This window comes from Saccharopolyspora kobensis, assembly GCF_900108315.1.
GTDB lineage: Bacteria > Actinomycetota > Actinomycetes > Mycobacteriales > Pseudonocardiaceae > Saccharopolyspora > Saccharopolyspora kobensis.
The window spans coordinates 959,236-982,099 of record NZ_FNVB01000002.1 but is presented as its reverse complement, the minus strand read 5'-3'; the positions used below and the strand labels follow the sequence as shown (position 1 = coordinate 982,099).

Below are 22,864 nucleotides of genomic sequence, written 5' to 3'. Positions count from 1 at the left end.
GTGAAAAGTACGCCCGATGTTCACGTGTTATTGGCCTGGGGGAGAATGCGCTGGCAGCGCGTCCGGCGAAGTCGTTCCGGTGGTTTCGCGGGGTGCGGTCGAGCTGGTTCTCCTGTCGTTTCCCCGTCGGATATCGGCAGGTCGAGTGTCGAACGTGGACAGTTGTGCTCGCAATTCCCGGAGGTATTGAGATCCCGGTCACGCGCGGGTAATTCGAACGCCGCGTGAAATCCGCGTCGGCTATCGTCGAGAACGCGTCCAAACGTCGTGAACCGGGCCGAGGGGGGGCCGTGCGCGCCGACCTGATGCGGGCGTCGACGAGCAGCGCTTCCGGGGGAGTCACCTGACATGAATCGCGTCGCAACGGTCTTCATCTCGCTGACCGCACTGTTCCTCGTTCCGTTCACCTTGAGCGGGGCCTCCGTCGCGCTCGTCCGGATCACCGAGGACCTGGACACCACGCTCGCGGCCACGCAGTGGGTCGTCAACGGGTACAGCGCGACCTTCGCGGGCTTCATGCTGGTCACCGGTTCGCTCGCGGACCGGTACGGCCGGCGCCGCACGTTCCTCGCGGGCGTCGCGTCGTTCTCGGTGTGCGCGCTGGTGAGCGCGGTGGTCACCGACATCGTGCTGCTCGACCTGGCCCGCGCGCTGGCCGGGATCGGCGCGGCCGCCACCGTGACCGGCGCCAGCGCGATGCTCGCCCAGGTCTTCACCGGCGCGGCGCGGACCAGGATCTTCGGGCTGTTCGGCGCGACCATCGGCCTCGGGCTCGCCTTCGGGCCCACCCTGGCTGGGCTGCTGATGGAGTCGTTCGGCTGGCGCAGCACCTTCGGCCTGCCCGGTGCGATCGGCCTGATCGCGCTGGCGTTCTTCCGCTTCCTGCCCGACTTCCGGTCCGCACCGGGCAACGCCGCGGCGGGCCGGATGGACTGGGCGGGCACGACGACGTTCACCCTCGCCCTGATGCTGCTGATCCTGGTGTTCGTGGAGGGCCCGGAGCTGGGCTGGACGTCTCCGCTCGTGCTGCTGGCGCTGCTGGGCGCGGTGATCCTGTTCCCGCTGTTCATCAGGATCGAGCGGCGAGCCGCCGACCCGCTGCTGGATCTCCGGCTGCTGACCTCCTCCCGGTTCCTCGGCCTGTGCGCCGCCAACATCGCGATCGTCGCGGTGTTCGGCCCGCTGGTGGTGTACCTGCCCTCGTACTTCATGGCGACGCAGCCCGTGACGGCGGCTCAGGCCGGTGCGCTCGTCATCCTGCTGACCGGGCCGATGCTGGTGGTGCCGATCCTGTGCGGGATGGTCACCCGCTGGGTGGAGCCGTCGGTGCAGGTGATCGCGGCCCTGGTGCTGGTCGGTGCGGGCGCGGCCTGGTTCGCCGCCACCGAGCAGCACGCGGGACCGCTGCTGCTGATGGGCGTGGGGATCGCCATCGCGACCGGGCTGCTGGACGGCTTGGCGGTCAGCAGCATGCCCGCCGAGCAGTCGGGCATGGCCGCGGGCATGTTCAACACCACCAAGCTGACCGGGGAAACCCTCGGCATCGCCGTGATCGGCGCGGTGCTGGCGGCCCGGACCTCCGGAACCCTGGCAGGCCCGGAGTACCCGGCCGCCATGGACCTCTCGCTGTGGGTGCTCGGTGCGCTGTGCATCGGCGTGGCGGTGCTCGTCGCGGTGCTGTTCCGCCTCTCGCAGCGGCAGCCGGTGGCCGCGTCCGCCGGCGAGCGCGGTCACAGCGCTTCGGTGTCCTCAGCGGACTCGTAGAACTCCTGCAGCGCGGAGAGCTCGGCCGGGGTCAGCTCGACGTCCAGCGCGCGCAGGGTGCCGGCGAGCTGGTCGGTGGTGATCTCGGCGGTCTCCACGCGGCCGTCGGCGTGCTCGGTGATGAGCCGGTGCCCGACGAACTTGCGCACCACGCCGTCGGTCAGCCGCATCACCACCAGCTGGCCGGTGAACGGGGAGCGCGGGTGGGTGGAGGTGTAGTGGTGGAACACCTCGTAGTCGACCTGCCGGGCGGGCAGGCCGAGAGTGGCGTGCAGCGCCTCCCAGCCGTCGGCGGTGTGCTTCTCGAACACCCAGTGGCCGTTGTCCCGGCGGATCCGGTGCCGCCAGCCGGCCTGGTCCACCTCGGCGCCGTCGATCAGCGGCGTCGGGTGCATCACCCAGGCGCCGAAGCCGACGTCCACCAGGTGGTCCGTCCCGTCGACGGGCACCACCGCGAGCATGTGGGTGTACGAGCCGCGCTCGTGGTCCGGCCGCACCCGGGCGAAGCTGCGCCGGACGGTGAACCCGAGCTCCTCCAGCGCGGCGGCGAAGAGCAGCCCGTGCTCGAAGCAGTAGCCACCTCGGTCGCGGCGGACCAGCTTGTCCACGATGGCGGGCAGCTCGATCCCGCGGTGCCTGCCCAGCGCGACGTCGATGTTCTCGAACGGGATGGCCCGCACGTGCGCGCTGTGCAGCGAGCGCAGCGCGGCCGCGGACGGTTCGACGCGCGGGTGGTCGATCCGCCGCAGGTAGGCGTCCAAGTCGAAGGCGGTGGTGTCGAAGCCGGCCACCGGGTCGGTGACCGGGAACGGGTTGAGCTCGGTGAACGTCATGGTCCTACCCTCGGTTCCGGTCGTGCGCGCGCACCGCGCGCTGCCCCGGCCCGGGGCGGCGCGCGGTGCGTTCGGGCGAACTACTTGGTGCTCGGTCCTTCCCAGCCGAAGCGCGGGGCGATCGCCACCGCCTTCGCGAACTCCTCCGGACCCCACTGCGGCACCGGCGTGCTCGGCACCGCCGGCTGGCCCGACGCCAGGAAGAACTCCTCGAAACCGGCCGGGGTGTAGGCGAAGATCGTGTGCGCGACGTGCACGCCGACGTTCTTGAAGCAGTGCGGCGTGCCGTGCGGGACGAAGACGTAGTCCCCGGCCTTGCCGGTGAACCGCGAGTCGCCGACCTGGAACTCCAGCTGGCCGGACAGCACGTGGAACACCTCGTCGGACTCGGTGTGCACGTGCGGCGGCGGGCCGCATCCCGGCAGGATGGAGGATTCCAGGACGGACAGGGCTCCGTTGGTGGCCTTGCCGCTGATCTTGACGGTGTAGACGTTGCCGTCGAACCAGATCGTCTCGCCCTCGCCCGCCGGGACGATCGCCGGCTGCTCGGGGGAAACGTCGTGCTGCTGGCTCATGAACCTCCTATTCGATCGGACCAGGATCCGTCCGGCTGGTACAGCCGCACGTCCGTCTGCTGCTCGAACGGTGCCCCGGGGGGCAGGTTGATCAGCTCCAGCTGCATCCCCCACGGCGTCGTGAAGTACACCCAGCGGTCTCCCGCGATGGGGCCGTCGGCGATGGTCTCCGGGGTGCTGAGCACCCGAACGCCCGGTTGCGCCCGCAAGTACTCCGCAGCGGCGTCGACGTCCGCGACGTGGATGGCCAGGTGGTGACCGCCCCAGTCGCTGTTGCGGGGCAGCTGCCGCCGCTGGTCGGGCGCGGTGTACTCGAAGAGCTCCAGGTTCGTCACCGGGCCCAGCCGCAGCATGGCGATGCGGGCGGTGGCCGCGGCGTCCACGTCGAGCTTGCGGGTCATCCAGTCGCCCGCGGCGTCCTGCACCAGCGTGTAGGCGAGTTCGGCGCCGATGACGTCGGTGAAGAACTCGACGGCCTGGTCGAGGTCCGGCACCGTGTAGGCGACGTGGTGCACCGCGACCGCGCCGGGGATGCCCCGCCGGGTCATCGGTCGCCTCCCAGCTCGCGCAGCGTCTCGGCCGCGCCGGTGAGCTCGGCGACGGTGAGGTCGTGCAGGAAGTGGGCCCCGCCGATGCCGACCGGGATCGGCATCCGCTGCAACCCGTCCCGGTGCCGGGTGGTCTCCCGCAACGCGTGCTCCAGCAGACCGGTCTCCAGCAGCGGGTGCCAGACGGGAAGCCGGAGCCGGCGCATCAGGCGGAAGATCCGCTCGCGGTCCGGTGTGGACACCATGCCGCGCGCCTCGGCCAGCACCGTGGTGAGCGCCATGTCAACGGTGACGGCCTCGCCGTGAAGGAGCGCGGGCAGAGCGCGCATCTCCAGGGTGGGGCTGAAGGAGTGGCCGTAGTCGACCAGGCGCTCCAGCTTCTGCTCCCACAGGTTCGGTTCCAGCTCCTCCAGCATGCCGCCGACCGCGCGGCTGAACACCTCCCGCGCCACCACGTCGCCGGTGGGCGTCTGGCCGGTGAGCCGTTCGGCGAGCAGCAGTTCGGCGTGCTCCTCCAGCAACTCGAACAGCACCGCGTCCTTGATCAGCGCGATCTTGAGGATCTCGGCGAGGCCGTTGCTGATGTGCCGGTCGTCCACAGTGGCCAGGAAGCCGCGGTCCAGCAGCGCCGCGGTCGGCGCGAAGTAGGTGCCGAGCCGGTTCTTGTGGGAGCCGAAGTTCACCCCGGTCTTGATGCCGACACCTGCGTCGACCAGCCCGATCAGGGAGGTGGGCACCCGGACGTAGGGCGTGCTGCGCCGGTACATGCTGGCGGCAAGGCCCGCGATGTCCAGCACGATCCCGCCGCCGATGGCGATGATCGGCTCGTGCCTGCGCGAGATGCCGAACGAGTCGAGGCCGTTGACCACGGTGAACACCGACTCCATGGTCTTGGCCTCCTCCGAGGCCGACAGCACGCACAACCGGTACTCGCAGTTGTGGTGCGCGAGGTACTTGCGGAGCGCATCGCCGTAGATCTCGAGCACGTTGGCGTCGATCACGATGAACCGGCGGGGCTCATCGGTGCGGACGGTCGCTCCGGCGTCCAGCAGCGCTCGGTTGGACGGGTCGAGGACGCCGTCGGTCATCCGGACTTCGTAGGTGATGGTCTGCTCGGCCTGGGCCTGCCACTGATGGGCCATGGCTGTTGCCTCCGTCAGTGCGGTTTCGACCGCATGTGTGTTCATTTCATCGCAACCACTTCGTTGACTGCTGACTGGACGGCGCGGGCGGCGGCGGCGATCTCGTCCGGCGACGAGAGCGGGTTGATGCCGACTCCCGAGCCGAGATAGGCGTCGACCACGCCGACCGACAGGGCGATCGACCGGCCGAGGATCTCGTCGGTGCGGGGGAGCATGTTCGCCTCGTACCGCCGGTCGCTGGAGGCGAAGGGGTGTTCCGAGGGCGTGGGCGTGCGGCGCGCGAGCAGCTGCGGCATGTTCCCGTAGTAGTGGCGGCCCGAGTCGATGAGCGTGGAGGTGCCCAGCCGTTCGGCCACCGCGCGCGCCGCTTCGACGGTCTCGAACTGCAGGACCAGGAACGAGAAGCACTCGCCATCCGGATCGTTGATGCGCCTGCGGGTCACGCCCGGCAGCTCGCCGATCGCGTCCAGCAACGCCGTCTTCTGCTTGCGCAGCACGCCCAGGATGTCGTCGATCTTGCGCAGCTGGCCCAGTGCCACGGCGCCGCTGAGCTCGTGCATCCGCAGGTTCATCCCGAACAGCGAATCGGCGTCGGCGATGCCCTGCCGCAGCGGCTTGAACCCGTGGTCGTGGAAGGCGAAGGCGCGTTCGTAAGCCGTGTCGTCGGCCAACGTGAGCAGCCCGCCGTCCCCGCTGGTGATGATCTTGAACAGGTTGAGCGAGAAGGCCCCGGCGTCCCCGATGGTGCCGAGCGCACGGCCCCGGTACCGGCCACCGCAAGCCTGTGCGGCGTCCTCGATGAGGAAGAGACCGTGCTCGTCGGCGATCCGCCGCAGCTCTCCCACGTCGGCCGGAGCGCCGAGCATGTGCACTGCGACGATGGCCTTCGTCGCGGGCGTGATCCGGCGCGCCACGTCCGCCGGGTCGAGGGTGAGGGACTCGTCGATCTCGGCGAGAACCGGGACCGCACCGCGGTGCACGATCGCGGCGATGGAGGCGATGAACGTGTAGCCAGGCACGATCACCTCGTCACCGGGGCCGACGCCGAGCGCCACCAGCGCGGTGAGCAGCGCGGACGTGCAGCTGTTGACGGCGAGGCAGTGCGGGGCGCCGGTGCGCTGCTCGAACTCGCGCTCGAGCGAGTACACCATGGACGGTCCGGCCGCTTCGTCGAACCGGTAGCGGTTCAGGTGCCACTCGTCCAGCGCCTGCTGGACCAGCGCCCTCTCTTCGTCACCGAGGAACAGGTATCCGGGGCCGCTCATGGGTGCTGTGCCGCCTTTCCGCGATTGGTCGCGCTCGCGATCGGTCGTGCGTTTCGGGGTTTCTCCTGGCCGGGTCGCGCCACGTTCCTCCGACGTGCGGCTGAGCACTGCCGTGGTTCGCGCGGGCTGTTCATGCGAGTGCCCTCTCCGCCGGGAATGCTCGCCCGGCGCGGAGAATCCCGCGTGCGGCGCGCAGCGCCATCGCCACGCTCGTCAGCGTCGGGTTGCTCGCGTTGCCGGTCGGGATCAGGCCGTTGCCGCCGAGGTAGAGGTTCTCCACGCCCCAGACGCGGGAACCGGGGTCGACCACGCTGGTGTCCGGGTCGGTGCCCATCCGGGTGGTTCCCGCGATGTGCAGCGGCAGCGTGGGGAGGATGAACCTCGGCTCGGAACCGGGCACGTACGGCCCGAGCGCGGCGGCGGCTCGCCGCAGGTCCGCCATCATCCGGTGCTGCCGGGCGCGGTCGGAGTCGCTGAGCGAGAACTCGAAGCCCGCCTCCGGCATGCCGTAGCGGTCGCGGGCGGTGTCGGAGAAGACGACCCGGTTCTCCGGCCTCGGGTCGACCAGCCCGAACCAGCGCAGGTCGACCACCAGCCTGCCGTCGAGGTCCGGGTCCACGACCATGTCGTCGTAGGGCAGATCGCGGTGGATCTGGCAGTGCCACGGGCGCTCCGGCGACACCGGGATCCACACGTTCGGATCGAGGTCGTCCAGCGGGATCGGCACCGCGTCTCCGGGGTGGCCGGCCCGGTGGGCCGCCACCCGCTCGGCGAAGCGCGGGTCCGCCGCGACACCCTCGACCAGGTCGTCCCGGAGCAGGATCTGGCAGAAGGCGACCGGTTGCTCGGTGAGGTACCGGCCGAGCGCCGGCGGGCGGATCCCGGAGGCGTGGAGCAGCTGCGGGGTGAGCACGGCGCCGCAGGCGACGACGTACGTGCTCGCCTCGACGCGCAACGTCCGCCAGGTGGTGTGGTCGACGATCTCGGCGTACTCGATGCGCGACCCGTCCGCCGCGGGCACGAGTCGCGTGCACTGGTGCTGCTCGCGCAGGACGAACCCGTCGGCGCCGCCGTCGGCCAGCGGGCCGAGGATGGTGTCCACACCGGTCCAGCGCACCAGCCTCGGGTTGTCCGCGCGGCGCTCGGCGGCCATCGGCAGGTGCTGAACGCCGTACGGCGCGGGCAGTTCCGCGTACTCGGCGGCGAGCGCGTCGAGCACCACCTGGTGGGAGATGGCGCTCGCGGTCAGGTCGGTGCGCGTGTTGAGGAGCGCCTCGGCCTCGCCGTAGAGCGAATCCCAGTCGGCCGCCGGGATGGCGCTGGAGCGCTCGACGGTCGGGTGGTGCCGGGGCGTCACGCCCGTCCAGTGGGTGGCCATGCCGCCGACCGCGTAGGTGGCGACGCCCGCGGCCAGGCTGATCAGCTCCTCCGGCGGGACCACCGCGCGGGACGGGCGCGACAGCGGGTGCAGGTGGCCGCGGATCAGCGCGCCGAACCGCTCGTGGCTGTGCTGGTAGGCGAGGTGGTTCTTCAGGTGTTCACCCGGTCTGCTGGACAGCTGCGGACCGGCGTCCACGACCACGACCTGGCGCCCGCCGTTGACGAGCGTGCGCGCGAACGTGGCGCCCACCGGCCCGGAACCCACGACGAGGACGTCGACCTCGATGCGCTGGTGGCTCACACGTCCCCTCCCTTCTGGTGTCAGTCGGTGCTCGGGTCAGTCGGCCGGAGTTCTCGTCGGGAGCCGTCGGCTCACCGAAGCGGGCATGAGCGCCAGGACGAGCAGTTCGAGCGGGGAGTCCTCGGTAGCGCGCCACCTGCCGGCGGTTCCGTGGGAGCAGAGGACGAGCTCGCCCTCGCGGAGCCGCAGCGGAGCCTCGCCGTCGGCGAGGAACTCGCCGCGGCCGCGCAGCACGAACCACGCCTCCTCGATGTCGCCGCGGCCGCGCTCGTCGAGGGCGGATCCCGGTGCGAGCCGGACGTAGTCGAAGGACTCGCACTCGCTGAACAACATCCCGCGGCGCCCGAGGCACCGCCACACGGCGTTGCCGAGCTCGCCGTCGAAGGTCTCGGTGAGACCGTCGTGGGTTCGCGAAACGATCACGCCGCACCTCCCGCGCTCGCCGGAACGGCAAGGCTCACCACGAAGAACTCCACTCCGCCCGGTCCGCCCTCGATCGACGCGGCACCGCGGTGCGGCAGGCCAACCGACACCCCGTGGCGCAGCGGAACGGTGGTGGCACCGGCCGTCGCGGTCCCGGTGCCGCTCAGCGTGAAGAGCACGTGCTCCTGGTCGTCGGCCACCAAGGACTCGGTGCGGCCCGAGTCGAGGCGCACCAGCCGCGCCCGGCGCAGCGGGCCGGCGAGGTAGTCCAGCGCGTCGACGTCGCGGGCCTCGCGGAGGTCGATCACCTCGGCGCGGACGTCCTCGGTGCCCGAGTCCGGCACGCCTTCCGCCATCCTGGGGCCGGAAACCTCGATGACCAACCAGATCAGGTCCTCGGTGCCGGTGTTGCGGATGCCGTGCCGGGTGCCGAGGCAGGTCGTGATCAGGTCACCGGCGGCGACCGGGTGGTCCGTGCCGTTGATCGTCATGACGCCCTGCCCGGACACGACGTAGTCGAACTGCTCGGTCCGGCTGTGCAGGTGCACGCCGCTGGCCGCGCCCGGCGGCAGCGAGGAGCGCTCCACCGCCTCCCACGGCCCGAACATGTTGTTCCGCCGCACCAGGCACTTCCACCGCGCGACCAGCTCGCCGCCGTGCATCTCGTGGACCTCGGACGGCTCGTCGAGCGTGGTGATCACCAGCCGGTCAGTCATGGTCGCCCCCGGCCAGCAGCCACGGCGCCACCGGAACCCGCGCGGGCAGCCGATCGGTCACCGCGGTGGGCAGCACCGTCAGGGAGAGCAGTTCGAGCTCACCGGGAGAATCGTTGTGCACCGATCCGCGCGCACCGCCGGCGGCGAACAGTAGATCTCCGGGGCGCAGTGCGGTGGAGCGATCCGCGCCGTCGACGAAGCGGCCATGTCCACTGAGGACGAACCAGGCCGTTTCGACGCCGTCCCGGCCGCGCCCGTCCCGCGCGGCGCCCGGCGGCAACCGGAGGTAGTCGATGGCCTCGCACTCGCTGTGCAGCATGCCGCGGCGGGCCAGGCAGCGCCAGGCGCTGCCGTCCGCCGTCCGGCTCAGCCCGCCGGCGTTGGTGACGATCATTCGGCGGCTCCCGGGCTCTGCGGCGTGGCGAGGCTGGCGGTGAACAGCTCGAGGCCTTCGTCGCCGGCGGTGACCGCGACCTCGCTGCCCAGCGGCAGGGTCAGCGCCACGCCGGGCCGCAGTGCCACGGTCGCCGACCCGGAAACCGCGTCGCCGTTGCCCCGCACGACGAACAGCGTGTGCTCCTGGCCCTCGGCGATCAGCGTTTCCCGCTGGCCGGGCTGGAGCTGCGGCAGGCGGACGCGCCCGAGCGGGCCGCTGAGGAAGTCCCCGGCGTCGATCTCCCGCACCTCGCGGAGGTTGATCACCACGGCGTTGCTCATCGTCATCCCCTTACGTCGATCTGCTGCTGGTGATGGGCGTAGACGGCTGCCATCGGTGGCCCCACCACCTCGATGACGAGCCACTCCAAGCGGTCGTCGCCGGTGTTGCGCAGGCCGTGCCGGGTGCCGAGGCCGTTGAGGATCACGTGACCGGCCTCGACCGGGTGCTCCTGGCCGTCGAGGAGCATGACCCCGGTGCCGGAGATGATGAAGTAGAGCTCTTCGGTGCGGGTGTGGACGTGCGCGCCGCTGATCCCGCCCGGCGGCAGCGCGGCCCACTCGACCGCCTCCCAGCGCCCGAAGAGGTTGTCCCGCCGGGCGAAGCACTTCCACTCCGACGCGCCGTCCGCGCCGTGCACGCCGTGCACGACGGATGTCTCGTCGAGGTCCGCGATCACCAGGTGTTCTGCCACCTGCTCTCCTTCACGTCCGCGGTCTTTTCGGGGGTGCGTCCGAGCACCACCGTCCTTGGAATCCAGGTGCCCGTGAATTCGTGGAAACGATTGCTGGATTGCTGCTGGTGCCGGACCGGAATTGCGCTGATCGTCTGATCCGGGTTGCTTCTCGGTTCGGCTGAGCTGTTTCGGTGAAGCAGGTTCGGTTCGGCCCGGCCCGGGTCTGCGCGAGAAGTCTGCCGAGTCGAATTGTGTGAAATGAAGCCAGCGACTCACGCGCTCGGCGCGGCGGCATTGCCGCACCATGAACGAGCGACGAAACCTATTCGAATGAGAGCCCCAGTTGCATCGATCGACCGCACGGTCCATCGCTGACCAAAAGTCAGACTACCGGCCGCCGCATTCCGCTCAATCGGCAGTCCGGGTGAGACGCGCATCACATGTCGGGTTAACTGTTATTCACACATTATCAATTTTCCGGCCACTGTCTTCGGTAATAATGGCACCTCGTCTCACTTGCCCAAATGCGGTTCCTGAAGGTTTCCTTGGTGCATTTGCGCAGATCAGTGCCTCCTTCTGGCTCCAGGCCGCGCCGCTGGTGCTTTCGGTGATTCAGTTCCGCTGTGTCGGGCTTCCATTGTGGTCGATTAAGGCACGTGACGGATCGATTCGGCGTCGGGTGCGGGCGCGCCCACCATGTCGCGTTCATTGTGGACTTCGGCCGGGTTCGGATGGCTGGGGTTGTGCAGAATTGTTCGCTTCGGTGCTGGTGTTCGAGTGCTGGCCGGGTGGTTTCTGATTGGTGTGTGATTTTGAGAGGGCTCCCCGCGGGGCTTCGATGGGCAGGTTCGGGGAGGTGTTCGGCTGCGTCGAATGTGGACCGGTGGAAATCGGGTCGCGCCATTTCGGCGGCGCTCGGGAGTGCGCACTTTTCCCGGCTCTGGGCCGATGGGTGGCCGTGGCGGGTTTCGGTGATTCCCGTCGTTCACCGGTGAAAAGCGAGAACGGGCCTCGCCGGGATCGCCGCCCCGGCTTCTGCTACGGTCCGTAGCATGTCGAAGCGGCGGGGGCTGGCGGCGCACTTCGGGCCGCTGGAGTTGGCGATCCTCGACGTGCTCTGGTCCGGTGGCGAGATGGACGTGGCCGAGTGCGTCAAGCGGCTGCGCGGGGACCAGGCCTACACCACGGTGAAGACGGTGATGGAGCGGCTCGTGGGCAAGGGTTTCCTGGTTCGCCGCAAGGAAGGCCGCCAGTACGTGTACTGGCCGAGCCGGTCGCGGTCCGAGGTGGAGCAGGAGGTGGCGGCCGCCCAGGTGCGGCAGCTGGTCGACGGCTTCGGCGACCTCGCCGTGGCGAACTTCGTCCGCGCGGTGCGCGACGACACCGAACAGCTCGCGCAGGTGCGCGCCCTGCTGGCGGAGATCGAGGACCATGATGAGCCCGGTGGTGCGCGATGAGCATCGACTGGCTCGGCTATCCGCAGGTCGTCATCGTGTTGTGGGGGCCGCTGGCAGTGGTCTCCGGGTGGCACGCGGCGAAGCGGGTCATCCGGCGGTTGCCGCCGCGCGAGCGGTTCTTCCTCGCCGTGCTCGTCTCGATGACGCCGTTCCTGGCGATGTCGGTGCCGTACCTCCCGGAGAGCCCGTTGCGCGACGCGGTGCCCTGGCGCGCGCCGCTGGCGTGGGGGATCAGCAACCACGTCCTGGTCGACGGCGACGATCTGCTCACCGTCGTGGCGGGCGAGGTGCTGCTGCTTCTCTTCGTGCTGCCGATCGCTTCGCTGGCCGCATCTTTCGCCCTCGGTTTCGCCCAGGTGATCCGCGGTGCTCGCCGGGTCGCCGCGCTGGCGCCCGAGCGGCGCGGCGACCTGCGGCTCGTCCGCTCGCGCGAGAAGGTGGCCTGCACCGCCGGGTTGTTCCGCCCGCGCATCGTCCTGGACCGGGCGACCGCGGAGTCCGCGGCCGCGCCCGCGATCATCGAGCACGAGCGCGCCCACGCGCGGGCCCGCCATCCACTGTGGATATTCCTGGCCACCTGCCTGCTGCGGTCCTGGTGGTGGATTCCGGGCAGGCGCGCGGTGCTCGCCGAGGTCCGGCTGGCGGCCGAGCTCCGGGCGGACGAGCGGGCGCGTGCCGCCCTGGGTGCGCCCGCCGTCGCGCGTGCTCTCCGCGCTCAGATCGACGCCATGGCGAGGCGAGATCTCGTTCCGGCGGGGACGGGTTTCCTCGATCCGCACGTCGAACTCGTCCACCGGGCGCAGGCGCTGGCTGCTGCGCCCAAGAATCTCCCGGTGTGGCGGACGTGGGCAGTCCGCGCCGTCGCAGCACTGGCCGCCGGTCTGGTGGTCGTCCTGCTGTGACTTCCTGATCAGCACTCCCTCCCGGCGCGGGACTTCGCGCGCCACGAATTGCTACACGATGTAGCAGATTGGAGCTCGTCGATGCGTCCACCCTCGTCCGGTCCCGGGGAGATCCCGGTCGTCCAGACCGCCGGTCTCACCAGGACTTTCGGCTCCGTGACCGCTGTGGACTCGGTGCACCTGGTGGTGCGGCCGGGCCGGATCTACGGTCTGCTCGGCCCGAACGGCGCGGGCAAGTCCACCACGCTGAAGATGCTCCTCGGCCTGCTTCCGCCCAGTTCCGGCGAAATCCGGTTGTTCGGGCGACCGTGGAGCCGGGGAGCGCTGGCGCGCATCGGAGCGAGCATCAACGGCCCCAGCTACTACGGTCACCTCTCCGCGCGGCAGAACCTGGCGGTGCACGCGCACCTGCTGGGAGTTTCCGGGGCAGAAGTGGAGCGCGTGCTGGCCGCCGTCGAGCTGAGCGACGCCGGTCGCAAGAAGGCCAAGAGCTTCTCCACCGGGATGAAGGGCCGCCTCGCGCTGGCGATGGCGATGCTGGGCGACCCGGACCTGCTCATCCTCGACGAACCGCAGAACGGGCTGGACCCGGAGGGCATCGCCGCGCTGCGGACCATGCTGCGCCGGTTCACCGACGGCGGCCGCACCGTGGTGCTGTCCAGCCACCTGCTCGGCGAAGTGGCGTCACTCGCCGACGACATCGGGTTGATCGCCGAGGGACGGCTCCGATACCAGGGCGGCATCGCCGACTTCGCCCCGGACGGCGACCTCGAACGCGCCTACTTCGCCTTGACCGGAACCGGGGTGCGCGCATGACGGCGCAGATCGGGCTGCCGCAGAGCCTGCGGGCCGAGTTCGCCACCTGGCGGCGCAGCGCGGTGGCCCGCCTGCCGCTGGCCGGGCTCGCGTTCGGCCTGGTCAACACGGTGGTGATGGTCGGCATCGGCGGTGGCGCCGGCTGGGAGCGAGCCTTCGGCCAGCAGAACCTGTGGGCGGTGTTCGCGGGCCCGATGCTGACCGCACTCCTGGTGGCCGGCTCGTCCCGCATCGACCGCGCGGCCCGGGGCGGCGGCACCTGGTACCGGCCGGTGCGCCCGGTCTTCCGCCGCCTGAGCCGGTTCACCGACCTGGCGATGCGGGTCCTCCTGCTCAACTTCCTGGCCGTCGTTCCGATGCTGCTGGTGATCGGCCTGCTGTCCGACGTGACCCGCATCCCGTGGGGACGCGCCGTCGAACTCCTCGTCGTGCTGTGGGCGTCGCAGCTCGGTGTCGTCGCGATGCTGCTGTGGCTGGCGATGCACGTCGGCTGGCTCGTGGTCCTCGGCGGCGGTCTGGTGTGGACGGTGCTGGGCGTGCTCTTCGCCGAATCCCCGTCGTGGCCGCTCCTGCCGTTCACCTGGATGCTCCGCGGCGCGCTGCCGATCACGGGCACCCATGCGAACGGCATCGCCCTGCCGCCGGGCGATCCCCTGGCCGCGGCCTCGCCGTGGGCGCCGATGCTGCTGGGCGCAGTCCTCGCGGTGCCGTTCCTGCTCCTACCTCGCCTGAACCGGCCGGTTCCCCGGGCATCTCGACGGTCCGAACCTGAGCGAGCCGCGCAGGCGGCGGCCGAAGCGGAGCGGCCGGGCCACCCCCGGGTGCTGCGCGCGATGCTGGCCACGCTGAACCGGACCGCGCTGTGGTGGCTGTGCCCGGCGGCGGTCGGCATGGTCGCGCTGTGGCTGCCCTGGCACGACCCGGCGCGCAGCGTCGAGCTGTTCACCCTGGTGGTCCTGCCGATCGGGACCTCCGTGCTGGGAATGGTGATCTGGCAGGCCACCGGCCAGGGCTGGCGAGCGGTCGCAGCCCGGCCCACCGGAACCACCGGGCCGGCACTGGCGCTGACCGGGATCACGCTCACCATCACCGCGCTCGTCTCGCTGGCCACTGCGCTGGTGTACCTGGCGGCAGGACTGCCGCTCGCGCACACCTGGCCGATCGCGCTCACCGGTGCGGTGGTCGGCGCGATGCTCACCGCGGCCGGTCTCTGGCTGGCGGTCCGGACCTCGCTGGTGATCAGCGTGACGGTCGCCGTCATCGGCGTCCTGCTCGGCATCCTGATCGGCGGCACCGGGCTCCAGCAGCACCTGTGGCCGTTCGTCCCGTGGGCCTGGGCGAACCTGCTGGACCTGCCCCGGATGTCGATCACGCTGCCGGTGAGCGCGGTGGCGACGGTGGCCTTCGGCTTCGCCGCGAGCCGCGCGGCCCGCCGGAAAGCAGCCGACTCCTGAGAGCCGCTTCGGCCGCTCAGCCGCGCACCCGCCAAGCGGCGAACTCCTCGGGAGTGGCTACGCCGTGGTCGAGCACCGCGCGGTAGACCTCGTAGCTGGCGATCGGGTCCTCGGGCCGGGTCGCCAGCTCGTGCTTGATGGCCAGCACGGTTGCGCGTGCCGCATCGTCCAACCGCGGGCCCAGCGTGCGCAGGTGCGCCAGGTCGGGCTGGCGGTCCGGTTCGTCGACGAACCAGATGTCGAGCGTCCACTCGTGACCCGCGGTGTCGCGACACGAGATGTTCAGGTACAGGCCATCGGGGTACATCGGGTCGGTGTTCCACCGCCCGGTGTCGTCGCGGAGCCGCACCTCGCGAACCTGCTCGTGCAGCGCCAGCTCCGCGCCGAGGCGGGCGACCGCGCGGTGCGTGGCCCGGTCGAGTTCGGCGCAGGTCACGGTGATGTCGACATCGCGACGGACCATCACGCCGAGCGCCGAGCTGCCCACCCGGGTCGGGGAGCCGATCGCCGACAGCTCGGCCTCCAGCCCCAGTTCGGCCACCAGTGCGTCCGCTTCGGAACGGGTGCGCGCTTCGCGCTCCAGGATCTGCTGGGTCGTCACAACCGCGTGATTGTGCCAGCACGGGCGAGAACCGCGGGAGGCGATCGCGGGCCGGGTCAGGCCTGCAGGTCCACGACGACCTTGATGTCGTCCGGCCTGCGCTCCAGGGCGTCGGTCCACGAGGACAGCGGGACCTTGCGGGTCAGGAGCGCCCGCAGCCAACCCCGGTCCGCTCCCGCCAGGTGGTCCGCCGCTCGCTCGTAGTGGCTGCGGTTGGCGTTCACCGAGCCGACCACCACCTGGTTCCCCATCACGAACCAGCTGTTGACCCGGTCCATCTCCATCGGGATCCGGTGCGTGCCCGAACCGAGGCCGGTCAGGCAGAGCACCGCGTTGGGCCCCACCACCTGCATCAGGTCGGCCACCACGACCCCGGCGCCGGTGGCCTCCACCACCGCATCCGGGCGGACCCCGATGTCGGTGACCGCGTCGGCGACGTGGAAGGTGCCGCCAAGAGCTCTGACCAGTTCGGGTTTGGCACCGGCGTCGCTGCGGTCGTAGACGTGCGTGTCGTAGCCGAGCTGCACGCTGATCATCGCCGCGAGCAGCCCGATCGGGCCGGCGCCGGTGATCAGCGCGACGTCGCCGACGTGGCAGGCGCGGCGGCGGATGTACTGGACCTGCTCCCACGCCTTGGTCACGATCGTCGTCGGCTCCATCAGCACGCCGGTCTCGCCGAGGCCCGGGTCGAGCTTGACCAGGAACTCCGCCGGCACCCGCCAGCGCTGGCTGCCGAAACCGTCCGCGCGCTGGATCCCGCGCTCGACGTAGCGGCCGGTCCGGCAGAAGTCCCACTGCCCGGCCCGGCAGCACGGGCAGTCGTCCGGCCGCCGCACGATGCCCGCGACGACATCGCCCGCGGCGAATCCGCTGCCGTCCGGCGCTTCGAGCACGCGGCCGTGGGATTCGTGCCCGAGGATCAGCTCTTCGCGCCCCGATGGCGCGGCCCCGTGGCCGCCGTTGACGATTTCGGCGTCAGTGCCGCAAATCCCGACCGACAGCCCCTCCACCAGGACGTCGCCGTCGCTGACCGAGGGCTCTGGCCTGCTGCTGACACCGGCCGTACCTGGCACGCCCGGCACCACCGTCATCGCTCTCACCGAAACCTCCCTGGGTTGAACTTTCAGGCTCGCGCGCACCGCACGCGCTGAGCCGGGTCACCTCGGATGTGCGGCACCTCGCAACCGGAACCGGTGGGCGAAGGGAATTCGCCTCGGCGCCACCGGCGGAATCACCGCGGGCCGCTCGATTTCGCCGCGCACTGCGGCTTTGGCCTCGCCGACCTCGACTCCGGCGAAGACCACGAGGTCGGTGGCGACCATGCGCACCGCCCCGCAGGCCGCGCTGAGCTGCTGATCGCTGCCCGGATCGATCGCCGCGACGGCGCGGGCGGCCGTCAGCGCCCGGTCGGCGGCACGCTGGCGGGCTGCACCGTCGTTGAGCGAGTGCTGCAGAGTGCGTGCGGCACAGGTGAGTTGTTCGATCGCGGGTGCCAGCAGCACCCGGTTCTCCTCGGTCGCCTTCACCGTGCGCACGAGCGTCACGCAACTGCTGTCGAGCAGATCGAGCTCACCGGAATGCTCGGCCTCCCGGCGGATGGCGGCCACGCCGCGCCACCAGTACGGCGCCCGCCGCGCCACGTCGCGAATGCGCTTGCGGATGCCGGAAAGCGCGCTGAGCGGATCCTCCGCATTGCGCAGGGTGTCGATCGCCTGCGCGGCGAAGGTGTTGTCGTGGGTCCGGAGCGCCTTGCAGGTGAGGGAGAGCGCGGTCGCGACTTCGTCCAGCGCCGCCATCTCCGCGCGCCGCAACAGCTTCAGCGGTTCAGCGGGGAAAAGCACCTGCGAGATCACCAGAGCAACTCCGGCGCCGATCAGCGCATCCAGCAGACGCCCGGTGCCTGCTGCCGGATCTCCGATGGTGACGGTGAGGATCGCCCCGGCCGCGGCCTGGGCGATCACCAGCCGAGAACCGCCCAGCGCGAACGAGATCAGCATGGCCACGAACGTCGCTCCCGCGAGTACGACGGTCCTCGAAGTGTGTCCCAGCAGGGCGATGTCGGCGACCACGATCCCGACGATCACGCCGAGCATCAGCCGGACGGCGTTGATGCCGCGCTCGCCGCGATCGGCGTTGAGCGCGACCACCGCGGCGACCGGGGCGAAGAACGGGCTGTTGTGCAGCTGACCGGCCAGCACCCACGAGACGACGACCGCGAGAGTGGTCTGCAGCAGCGGCCAGAAGTCCGCGGCAACCCTCCGCCAGGCCTTTCCGAAGGTCTGACCGGCTCTTCCGGTGAACTCGCTCAAGTCGTCTGCAGGTGGAAGCGCTGCCGCAGGGAGCTGTCGATCTGCGGGTAGTCCTTGTTCCGCGTCTCCGGCACGTAGCGGAAGACGAAAAGCAGCGCGAAGACGCAGATTCCCGCGAAGATGTAGAAGGTGTCGGCCGCACCGATCGCCGTGACGACGGGCAGGAACGCTGCGCTCACGGTGAAGTTGGAGGCCCAGTTCACGGCGGTGCAGGCGCTGGAACCGTCGGCGCGCGCGGACGGCGGGAACAGCTCGCCGATCAGCGTCCAGAAGATCGGCCCTAGACCGCCCGAGTAGACGGCGATGTAGACGACCATGAACAGCAGGGTCACCACCGGCGGCATGCCCAGCGCGAACGACGCGCCCAGCATCCCGATGCTGATCGCCATGCCCGCCAGCGAGATGATGAGCAGCGGACGGCGCCCCACCTTGTCGATCAGCTTGATGGCCACGACGGCCATGATCAGGTTGATCACGCCGATCGCGATCGAGTACACGATGGAGTTCGAGGCGCTGAGCCCGGTCTGGGTCATGATGGTCGGCGCGTAGTAGATGATCGTGTTGATGCCGCCGAACTGTTGCACGGCGGCCAGCACCAGCCCGACGATCAGCGCCGGGCGCACCGCCGCGGAGAGCAGCGCCGCCCAGCCGGACTTCCGCGTCTCGCCGCGCTGCGGCGGGACCGGCCGATGCTGATGCGCGTCGTGGGCGGAGATCAACCGCTCCGCGGTCGCTTCGTCGGTGACCAGCATGATCGTGCGCTTGGCCTCGTCGCGCCTGCCCTTGTCGAGCAACCACCGCGCCGATTCCGGAACGAGCCCGAGGCCCGCGGCCACCAGCACCAGTGCCGGTATTGCGCCCATGCCGAGCATCCACCGCCAGGCGCCGGCTGGGGAGAAGATCACGTTGACGACGTAGGCGGAGAGGATGCCGATGGTGATCATCAGCTGGTTGAGGGTCAGCACGCGGCCCCGGATCGCAGTCGGTGCGATCTCGGACAGGTAGATCGGCACGGTGGCCGAGGCGGAGCCGACCGCCAGCCCCAGGACGACGCGCGCCACCATGAGAGTCGCGTAGTTCTGGGCGGACACGGCCAGTGCGGTTCCGGCGAGGAACACCGCACCTTCCAGCCCGAGCACCGGCCGCCGCCCCAGCCGGTCCGCGATGCCACCGATCCCCAGGGCGCCGACCATCGCACCGAGCAGCAGAACGCTGACCACGCCGCCCTGCATCGCCGGGCTGAGGTCGAACTCCGGCGCGAGGTAGAGCAGCGCCCCGGAGATCACACCGGTGTCGAACCCGAACAGGAAACCACCGACCGCGATGATCACCGCCCAGACCCAGACCTTGCGCATGGCGGCCCGCCGCGCGTCGGTGATCGGACCGTGCGTACCCGGCTCAGTCGAGAAGCCCTGAACCATGGTGACCCCCAAGCTCACTCCGGACGCGATCCTGTCGGGACTACCCCGGGCAGTCCCCGCCCATACGGATTCCGGTCCAGTTACCCCCGCCGGTGAGCGGGGTCGTCACTCACCGCATTCGGCAGGCCGGTGACCATCGCCTCTTGGCCGGTGCCGCAGCTCGACGAACAGTGGAGTCACGGTGGCGGCACGCGCTGTTGCGGGAGGGATCGCGATGTACTACGGGGGCGCATGGGGCCTTCTCGGGATGCTGGTGATGGCGGTGGGGATGGTGCTGTTCTGGGTGCTCGTGGTCGTCGCGATCATCGCGCTGGTGCGCTACCTCCAGCGGACCGGACGATCTGATTCCGGTAGCACTCGTGCCGAGGAGGTGCTGGCGGAGCGCTTCGCGCGCGGGGAGATCGACGAGGAGGAGTACCGGCGGCGGCTGGAGACGCTGACCGAGCGAAGACGTCGCGCGTGACCGGATCCGATGTGGAGAGATCTCATGACGAACTTCCCAGCAACCCGAGGCGAAGGGGGGAAGCGGATGAACACGGCCGCGGGTGAGGTCGGAGGCCGCCAGGCACCGGGGGAGTGGTCGGCGGCGGAATCGGTGGTCATCAATCGAGCGGTCCAGAACGCGCCGTCGGTGCACAACTCGCGCCCGTGGTCGCTCGCGCTGCGCGGACGGAGCGCGGAACTGCGCGAACGTCCGACCCTGCTGGTGCAGCACGACCCGGAAGGCCGGGACCGCCGCATCTCCTGCGGCGCGGCGTTGGCGAACCTGGTGCTGGCCATCCGCAGCCTGAGATGGACCGCGGAAGTGGAGTTCGGCTCCAGTTCCGGATTGGTGACGGCCACGGTCACCGCGACCGGGCGGGCTGATCCGAGCGAAGCGGAGCGGCGTCGCGGGGCAGCGGTGCTCGACCGCTGGAGTTGCCGACGCCCGTTCGACGGGCCGGGGCTGCCGGCGAGCACCCTGGACGTGCTGCTGGAGGCCATCGCGGCTCCCGGGGTCACCGGTCGCTGGGTCTCCGGCGCCGACGAGGCGTTGGGCGTTGCGAGGCTGCTGACCTACGCGGGGCGCGTGTTCCGCGGCAACGCCGACTACCAGCGGGAGCTTTCCTCGTGGACGACGGTCACCGGTGACGGTCTGCGCCGCGAGGGGCTCGGTGAGCGGGGGCTGGCCGCGGTGGGCCTGACCACCGGCCGCACCCGGTTGCCCGACGAGCACGTGCTCTCCGCGCGCATCCAGCGGGAAGCGGTGCTCCTCGTGGGTTCCGGGGCCGATGGGCCGGCAGAACAGATCCGCGTGGGTTCCGCGGTGGAGCAGACGTGGCTGGAGGCGACCGCTCGCGGGCTGGTCGTCTCCGTCATGACACAACCGCTGCACCTGGCGGAGGTCCGGTCCGGGCTGGCGGCAGGCCTCGGCTTCCCCGGGATGCCGCAGGTGATGATGCGCTTCGGGAGGTTGGCGGAGTCCGTGGACGAGCGGTGACACGGGTGCAGGTGCCACGAGCCCGTCAGTGCCCATCCCGGACGACGGCTACCGGGCATTGCGCGTGCTGCAGCACGCCCATCGCCACTGAGCCCAGCAGGAGACCGGTGAACCCGCCGCGCCCCCGGTGGCCGACGACCAGCAGCCGCGCCTGCTCCGCTGCACCGGAGAGCGCGGCCACCGGGTGCCCGCGCGGCGCGATCCGCTCGACCGGCACGTCCGGGTAGTCCTCGGTGCATCCCGCCAGCTGCTCGGCGAGGCTGCGCAGAGCTCCATCGCGCAGCTGTTCCAGTTCGTAGTCCAGGGGCGGTACGACGGGTGCGTAATCGAAGTCCTGCCACACCTGCGCGGCCACGAGCTCGCACCCGTACCTTGCTGCGGCGTCGAACGCGAATCGCAGCGCAGCGCGACTGCGCGGGGAGTTGTCCAGCCCGACCACCACCGGCCCGCTGCTGCGGTGCTCCCGCACGACCACGGTCGGGCACAGCGCGTGCGCGGCCAGCTTGGCGCTGACCGACCCGAGCATCGTCGCGGCCAGCGGGCTGCGCCCGCGTGAACCGACCGCGACCAGCTCCGCGCTGCCGGAGAGCCCGACCAGCACGTCGGCGGGGTCGCCGCGCACGACGTCGGAGGTCGCCTCCACGCCGGACCGGCGCTCGGCGAACCTGCTCGTTACCGGACCGACGGTCGCCCGGGCTTCGTCGTCGGTCGTTCGATCACCGGACACCATCACGAACCGCACCTGCTCGGCGTGCCGGAGCTCGGCCTCGTCGGCGGCCCACGCGGCAGCTGCCAGCGATGCCGGGGAACCGTCCACCCCGACGACCACCTGCCCACCTGATTGCATGCCGACCTCCCGTGTCCGGTCGCCACCTCGGGTACCCCGACCGGGACCGCCGAATGCCGCTGCCCGCTGCCGCCCGACCCCGTCGACCAGGTTCGGCACGCCCACGGCCACGCGGTCCAAGCGGGTTGCATCCAGGGCGGTGTTCACGTGCACCAGGCGGAGACCGAGGAGCCGGCGCGCTCGGTTCAGGTGATTTAGGCGTGCGGGGGCGGCCGCCCGAGGTGGGCGGCTCAGGCGGCATGTGTTGTCTCCTCGGATCGGCGTGGTCGTGGGATGACCTGCTGGAGGAGGGTGTTGTGCTCGGCTCCGACGGGCCGACCGCCCGGTCTCGGTCTCCGCTCGGGGTCCACTGTGGTGGGTGGGGTGAAGACCGGTCGGTTGTCCTCGACGGTGATGGTCCAGTGCTGGGTGTGGACGGCTCGGTGGTGGTGGCCGCAGAGCATGACGAGGTTGGCCAGATCGGTGGCCCCGCCATCGACCCAGCTCTCGATGTGATGTGCCTCCGGTGTCCCCGGCGGCCGGTCGCATGCCGGAAAAGCGCACGTGCCGTCACGCAACTGCAGCGCAGCCCGGAGGTGGGGCGGAGCGGTCCGCTCGGCACGACCGACGTCCAGGGGGAGTCCGTCACTGCCGAGGACGACCGGGAGGATCTCGGCATCGCAGGCCAGCCGTCGGACGTTGGCGGCGGTGATCGGCTGACCGGTCGCGGTCAGAGTTCCCGGGAGCACGCCGGGTTCCCGGAGTGCACGGGCGAGGTCGTCGAAGTCGATGGTCACCGTGATGTGCGGACGCTGGCCACCGGAGCGCGGCAGCTGCTCGGAAGCGATGGCGATGTCCAGCAGCGCGTTGAGGGCATCGGCGTTGCGCTGGCCGGGACCGCGCGGGTCGGGCTCGCCGTCCACGGTGGGGCGGGGCGCGGCCAGCGGCTGCAGCGCAGCGCGGAACTTCGCGCCGGTTTCCCGGTCGAGACGTGCGTTGATCACGGTCATCCCGTCGGCGGCGGTGCCGTAGTGCAACTCCCTCAATGCGTGCTGAACTTCTTCGGTGCGGAACGCCCCGTCCTGGTCGAAGTAGTAGCGGATCCGCTCGGCGAGCTTCGCCAAGTCGTGCGGGCAGTGGTCGCGCGCGTATCCGGCAAGCATCGACTCGGCCTGGCCCAGCTCGACAGGAGTGCAGACCGGTGCCATCCGGCGCACGCCGTCGATGATCACTCGTGCATGCGCCACCGTCATCGCCCCAGCAGCGATGGCTTCGGCCGTGGCGGGCAGTTCGGCAGGGATCGTCTCGCCCTGCAGATTGGTGCGCTCGGTGGCCATCCGCGCCGCCAGCACCCGGTTCTTCGCCTCGCCCGCGGCGATGTTGAGCGTGGCCCGCAACCACGTCTCGGTCTTCCGCGCACCCTGCCCGGTGGGAATGCGACGCTCCTCGGCTTCAGCGATGGCCCGCAGCTGCACTGCCATCGCGGCCCGCATCACGGCTTCGGCATCACTGATCACGGCCATCAGCTCCGAATCGGAG

The 22,864-nt window shown here is 70.7% G+C and carries 24 protein-coding genes; 7 read left to right on the top strand and 17 right to left on the bottom strand.

Annotation, left to right across the window (positions count from 1 at the left end; translation table 11 throughout):
- Positions 1-348 precede the first annotated feature (348 nt).
- A complete protein-coding gene (locus tag C4T78_RS04315; protein WP_093346965.1) occupies positions 349-1,764 on the top strand; it encodes an MFS transporter in 1,416 nt (471 codons plus the stop codon).
- Here C4T78_RS04315 and C4T78_RS04310 read toward each other — a convergent pair.
- The 11 genes from C4T78_RS04310 to C4T78_RS36750 form a co-directional block, all read right to left on the bottom strand.
- Entirely contained in the window at positions 1,731-2,597 is an 867-nt protein-coding gene (locus tag C4T78_RS04310) for an arylamine N-acetyltransferase family protein (protein ID WP_093346968.1), read from the bottom strand. The two genes, C4T78_RS04315 and C4T78_RS04310, sit on opposite strands and share 34 nt — an antisense overlap.
- Positions 2,598-2,677: 80 nt before the next feature.
- The gene (locus C4T78_RS04305; protein WP_093346971.1) at positions 2,678-3,172 is read right to left on the bottom strand and encodes a cupin domain-containing protein; all 495 of its coding nucleotides are present in this window, start codon (positions 3,170-3,172) and stop codon (positions 2,678-2,680) included.
- Entirely contained in the window at positions 3,169-3,720 is a 552-nt protein-coding gene (locus C4T78_RS04300) for a VOC family protein (protein WP_093346972.1), read from the bottom strand. The genes C4T78_RS04305 and C4T78_RS04300 overlap by 4 nt, the downstream gene beginning before the upstream one ends.
- Positions 3,717-4,862, bottom strand: coding sequence for a sedoheptulose 7-phosphate cyclase (locus C4T78_RS04295; RefSeq protein WP_235863032.1), 1,146 nt, complete (start codon positions 4,860-4,862; stop codon positions 3,717-3,719). Before C4T78_RS04295 ends, C4T78_RS04300 begins: the two co-directional genes overlap by 4 nt.
- A gap of 41 nt (positions 4,863-4,903) precedes the next feature.
- Positions 4,904-6,127, bottom strand: a complete 1,224-nt coding sequence (locus tag C4T78_RS04290) for a DegT/DnrJ/EryC1/StrS family aminotransferase (protein WP_093346977.1) — start codon at positions 6,125-6,127, stop codon at positions 4,904-4,906.
- 130 nt (positions 6,128-6,257) lie between these two features.
- Positions 6,258-7,808 (bottom strand): GMC oxidoreductase, encoded by a 1,551-nt coding sequence (locus tag C4T78_RS04285; RefSeq protein WP_093346979.1) that lies wholly within the window; start codon positions 7,806-7,808, stop codon positions 6,258-6,260.
- A 36-nt stretch (positions 7,809-7,844) separates the two neighbouring features.
- Entirely contained in the window at positions 7,845-8,231 is a 387-nt protein-coding gene (locus C4T78_RS04280) for a cupin domain-containing protein (protein WP_093346980.1), read from the bottom strand.
- Positions 8,228-8,947, bottom strand: a complete 720-nt coding sequence (locus tag C4T78_RS04275) for a cupin domain-containing protein (protein ID WP_093346984.1) — start codon at positions 8,945-8,947, stop codon at positions 8,228-8,230. The genes C4T78_RS04280 and C4T78_RS04275 overlap by 4 nt, the downstream gene beginning before the upstream one ends.
- On the bottom strand, positions 8,940-9,341 hold the full coding sequence (locus C4T78_RS04270; RefSeq protein ID WP_093346987.1) for a cupin domain-containing protein: 402 nt from the start codon (positions 9,339-9,341) through the stop codon (positions 8,940-8,942). Before C4T78_RS04270 ends, C4T78_RS04275 begins: the two co-directional genes overlap by 8 nt.
- Positions 9,338-9,664, bottom strand: a complete 327-nt coding sequence (locus tag C4T78_RS36755; RefSeq protein ID WP_218161454.1) for a hypothetical protein — start codon at positions 9,662-9,664, stop codon at positions 9,338-9,340. The genes C4T78_RS04270 and C4T78_RS36755 overlap by 4 nt, the downstream gene beginning before the upstream one ends.
- Before the next feature lie 2 nt (positions 9,665-9,666).
- Positions 9,667-10,077: a cupin domain-containing protein gene (locus C4T78_RS36750; protein ID WP_218161455.1), complete on the bottom strand. Its 411-nt coding sequence runs from the start codon at positions 10,075-10,077 to the stop codon at positions 9,667-9,669.
- A 1,034-nt stretch (positions 10,078-11,111) separates the two neighbouring features.
- On the opposite strand from C4T78_RS36750, the gene C4T78_RS04260 reads away from it, so the two are divergent.
- The 4 genes from C4T78_RS04260 (at position 11,112) to C4T78_RS04245 (ending at position 14,688) form a co-directional block, all read left to right on the top strand.
- Positions 11,112-11,516, top strand: a complete 405-nt coding sequence (locus C4T78_RS04260) for a BlaI/MecI/CopY family transcriptional regulator (RefSeq protein WP_093346990.1) — start codon at positions 11,112-11,114, stop codon at positions 11,514-11,516.
- Entirely contained in the window at positions 11,513-12,418 is a 906-nt protein-coding gene (locus C4T78_RS04255) for a M56 family metallopeptidase (protein WP_093346993.1), read from the top strand. The genes C4T78_RS04260 and C4T78_RS04255 overlap by 4 nt, the downstream gene beginning before the upstream one ends.
- A gap of 81 nt (positions 12,419-12,499) precedes the next feature.
- Positions 12,500-13,234, top strand: a complete 735-nt coding sequence (locus tag C4T78_RS04250) for an ABC transporter ATP-binding protein (protein WP_093346995.1) — start codon at positions 12,500-12,502, stop codon at positions 13,232-13,234.
- A complete protein-coding gene (locus tag C4T78_RS04245) occupies positions 13,231-14,688 on the top strand; it encodes a hypothetical protein (RefSeq protein WP_093346996.1) in 1,458 nt (485 codons plus the stop codon). The genes C4T78_RS04250 and C4T78_RS04245 overlap by 4 nt, the downstream gene beginning before the upstream one ends.
- 16 nt (positions 14,689-14,704) lie before the next feature.
- Here the strand turns inward: C4T78_RS04245 and C4T78_RS04240 are convergent, their stop codons facing one another.
- From C4T78_RS04240 to C4T78_RS04225, 4 genes are all read right to left on the bottom strand, one after another.
- Positions 14,705-15,289: a hypothetical protein gene (locus tag C4T78_RS04240; RefSeq protein WP_093346999.1), complete on the bottom strand. Its 585-nt coding sequence runs from the start codon at positions 15,287-15,289 to the stop codon at positions 14,705-14,707.
- 56 nt (positions 15,290-15,345) lie between these two features.
- Positions 15,346-16,380, bottom strand: a complete 1,035-nt coding sequence (locus tag C4T78_RS04235) for a glucose 1-dehydrogenase (protein WP_235863151.1) — start codon at positions 16,378-16,380, stop codon at positions 15,346-15,348.
- A gap of 66 nt (positions 16,381-16,446) precedes the next feature.
- On the bottom strand, positions 16,447-17,598 hold the full coding sequence (locus C4T78_RS36290) for an FUSC family protein (protein ID WP_177247399.1): 1,152 nt from the start codon (positions 17,596-17,598) through the stop codon (positions 16,447-16,449).
- Positions 17,595-19,037, bottom strand: coding sequence for a sugar porter family MFS transporter (locus C4T78_RS04225; protein WP_218161456.1), 1,443 nt, complete (start codon positions 19,035-19,037; stop codon positions 17,595-17,597). The genes C4T78_RS36290 and C4T78_RS04225 overlap by 4 nt, the downstream gene beginning before the upstream one ends.
- Before the next feature lie 196 nt (positions 19,038-19,233).
- Between C4T78_RS04225 and C4T78_RS04220 the strand changes: the two genes are divergently transcribed.
- Both C4T78_RS04220 and C4T78_RS04215 read left to right on the top strand, forming a co-directional pair.
- Complete coding sequence (locus tag C4T78_RS04220; RefSeq protein ID WP_093347003.1) at positions 19,234-19,482, top strand: SHOCT domain-containing protein; 249 nt, start codon at positions 19,234-19,236, stop codon at positions 19,480-19,482.
- Between the two features lie 66 nt (positions 19,483-19,548).
- Positions 19,549-20,499, top strand: a complete 951-nt coding sequence (locus C4T78_RS04215; protein ID WP_093347006.1) for a nitroreductase family protein — start codon at positions 19,549-19,551, stop codon at positions 20,497-20,499.
- Between the two features lie 25 nt (positions 20,500-20,524).
- Here the strand turns inward: C4T78_RS04215 and C4T78_RS04210 are convergent, their stop codons facing one another.
- Entirely contained in the window at positions 20,525-21,346 is an 822-nt protein-coding gene (locus tag C4T78_RS04210; RefSeq protein ID WP_093348460.1) for a universal stress protein, read from the bottom strand.
- 230 nt (positions 21,347-21,576) lie between these two features.
- Entirely contained in the window at positions 21,577-22,848 is a 1,272-nt protein-coding gene (locus C4T78_RS04205) for an HNH endonuclease signature motif containing protein (RefSeq protein ID WP_235863034.1), read from the bottom strand.
- Between the last annotated feature and the right edge of the window lie 16 nt (positions 22,849-22,864).

What these genes read in the sequence shown, in the direction of transcription:
- C4T78_RS04210 (WP_093348460.1), bottom strand. Translation starts at nt 21,346, where the DNA reads ATGCAATCAGGTGGGCAGGTGGTCGTCGGGGTGGACGGTTCCCCGGCA.
- C4T78_RS04245 (WP_093346996.1), top strand. Translation starts at nt 13,231, where the DNA reads ATGACGGCGCAGATCGGGCTGCCGCAGAGCCTGCGGGCCGAGTTCGCC.
- C4T78_RS04290 (WP_093346977.1), bottom strand. Translation starts at nt 6,127, where the DNA reads ATGAGCGGCCCCGGATACCTGTTCCTCGGTGACGAAGAGAGGGCGCTG.
- C4T78_RS36755 (WP_218161454.1), bottom strand. Translation starts at nt 9,664, where the DNA reads ATGAGCAACGCCGTGGTGATCAACCTCCGCGAGGTGCGGGAGATCGAC.
- C4T78_RS04215 (WP_093347006.1), top strand. Translation starts at nt 19,549, where the DNA reads ATGAACACGGCCGCGGGTGAGGTCGGAGGCCGCCAGGCACCGGGGGAG.
- C4T78_RS04255 (WP_093346993.1), top strand. Translation starts at nt 11,513, where the DNA reads ATGAGCATCGACTGGCTCGGCTATCCGCAGGTCGTCATCGTGTTGTGG.
- C4T78_RS04275 (WP_093346984.1), bottom strand. Translation starts at nt 8,947, where the DNA reads ATGACTGACCGGCTGGTGATCACCACGCTCGACGAGCCGTCCGAGGTC.
- C4T78_RS04220 (WP_093347003.1), top strand. Translation starts at nt 19,234, where the DNA reads ATGTACTACGGGGGCGCATGGGGCCTTCTCGGGATGCTGGTGATGGCG.
- C4T78_RS04205 (WP_235863034.1), bottom strand. Translation starts at nt 22,848, where the DNA reads ATGGCCGTGATCAGTGATGCCGAAGCCGTGATGCGGGCCGCGATGGCA.
- C4T78_RS04300 (WP_093346972.1), bottom strand. Translation starts at nt 3,720, where the DNA reads ATGACCCGGCGGGGCATCCCCGGCGCGGTCGCGGTGCACCACGTCGCC.
- C4T78_RS04315 (WP_093346965.1), top strand. Translation starts at nt 349, where the DNA reads ATGAATCGCGTCGCAACGGTCTTCATCTCGCTGACCGCACTGTTCCTC.
- C4T78_RS04270 (WP_093346987.1), bottom strand. Translation starts at nt 9,341, where the DNA reads ATGATCGTCACCAACGCCGGCGGGCTGAGCCGGACGGCGGACGGCAGC.
- C4T78_RS04295 (WP_235863032.1), bottom strand. Translation starts at nt 4,862, where the DNA reads ATGGCCCATCAGTGGCAGGCCCAGGCCGAGCAGACCATCACCTACGAA.
- C4T78_RS04250 (WP_093346995.1), top strand. Translation starts at nt 12,500, where the DNA reads ATGCGTCCACCCTCGTCCGGTCCCGGGGAGATCCCGGTCGTCCAGACC.
- C4T78_RS04305 (WP_093346971.1), bottom strand. Translation starts at nt 3,172, where the DNA reads ATGAGCCAGCAGCACGACGTTTCCCCCGAGCAGCCGGCGATCGTCCCG.
- C4T78_RS04260 (WP_093346990.1), top strand. Translation starts at nt 11,112, where the DNA reads ATGTCGAAGCGGCGGGGGCTGGCGGCGCACTTCGGGCCGCTGGAGTTG.
- C4T78_RS04235 (WP_235863151.1), bottom strand. Translation starts at nt 16,380, where the DNA reads ATGACGGTGGTGCCGGGCGTGCCAGGTACGGCCGGTGTCAGCAGCAGG.
- C4T78_RS04310 (WP_093346968.1), bottom strand. Translation starts at nt 2,597, where the DNA reads ATGACGTTCACCGAGCTCAACCCGTTCCCGGTCACCGACCCGGTGGCC.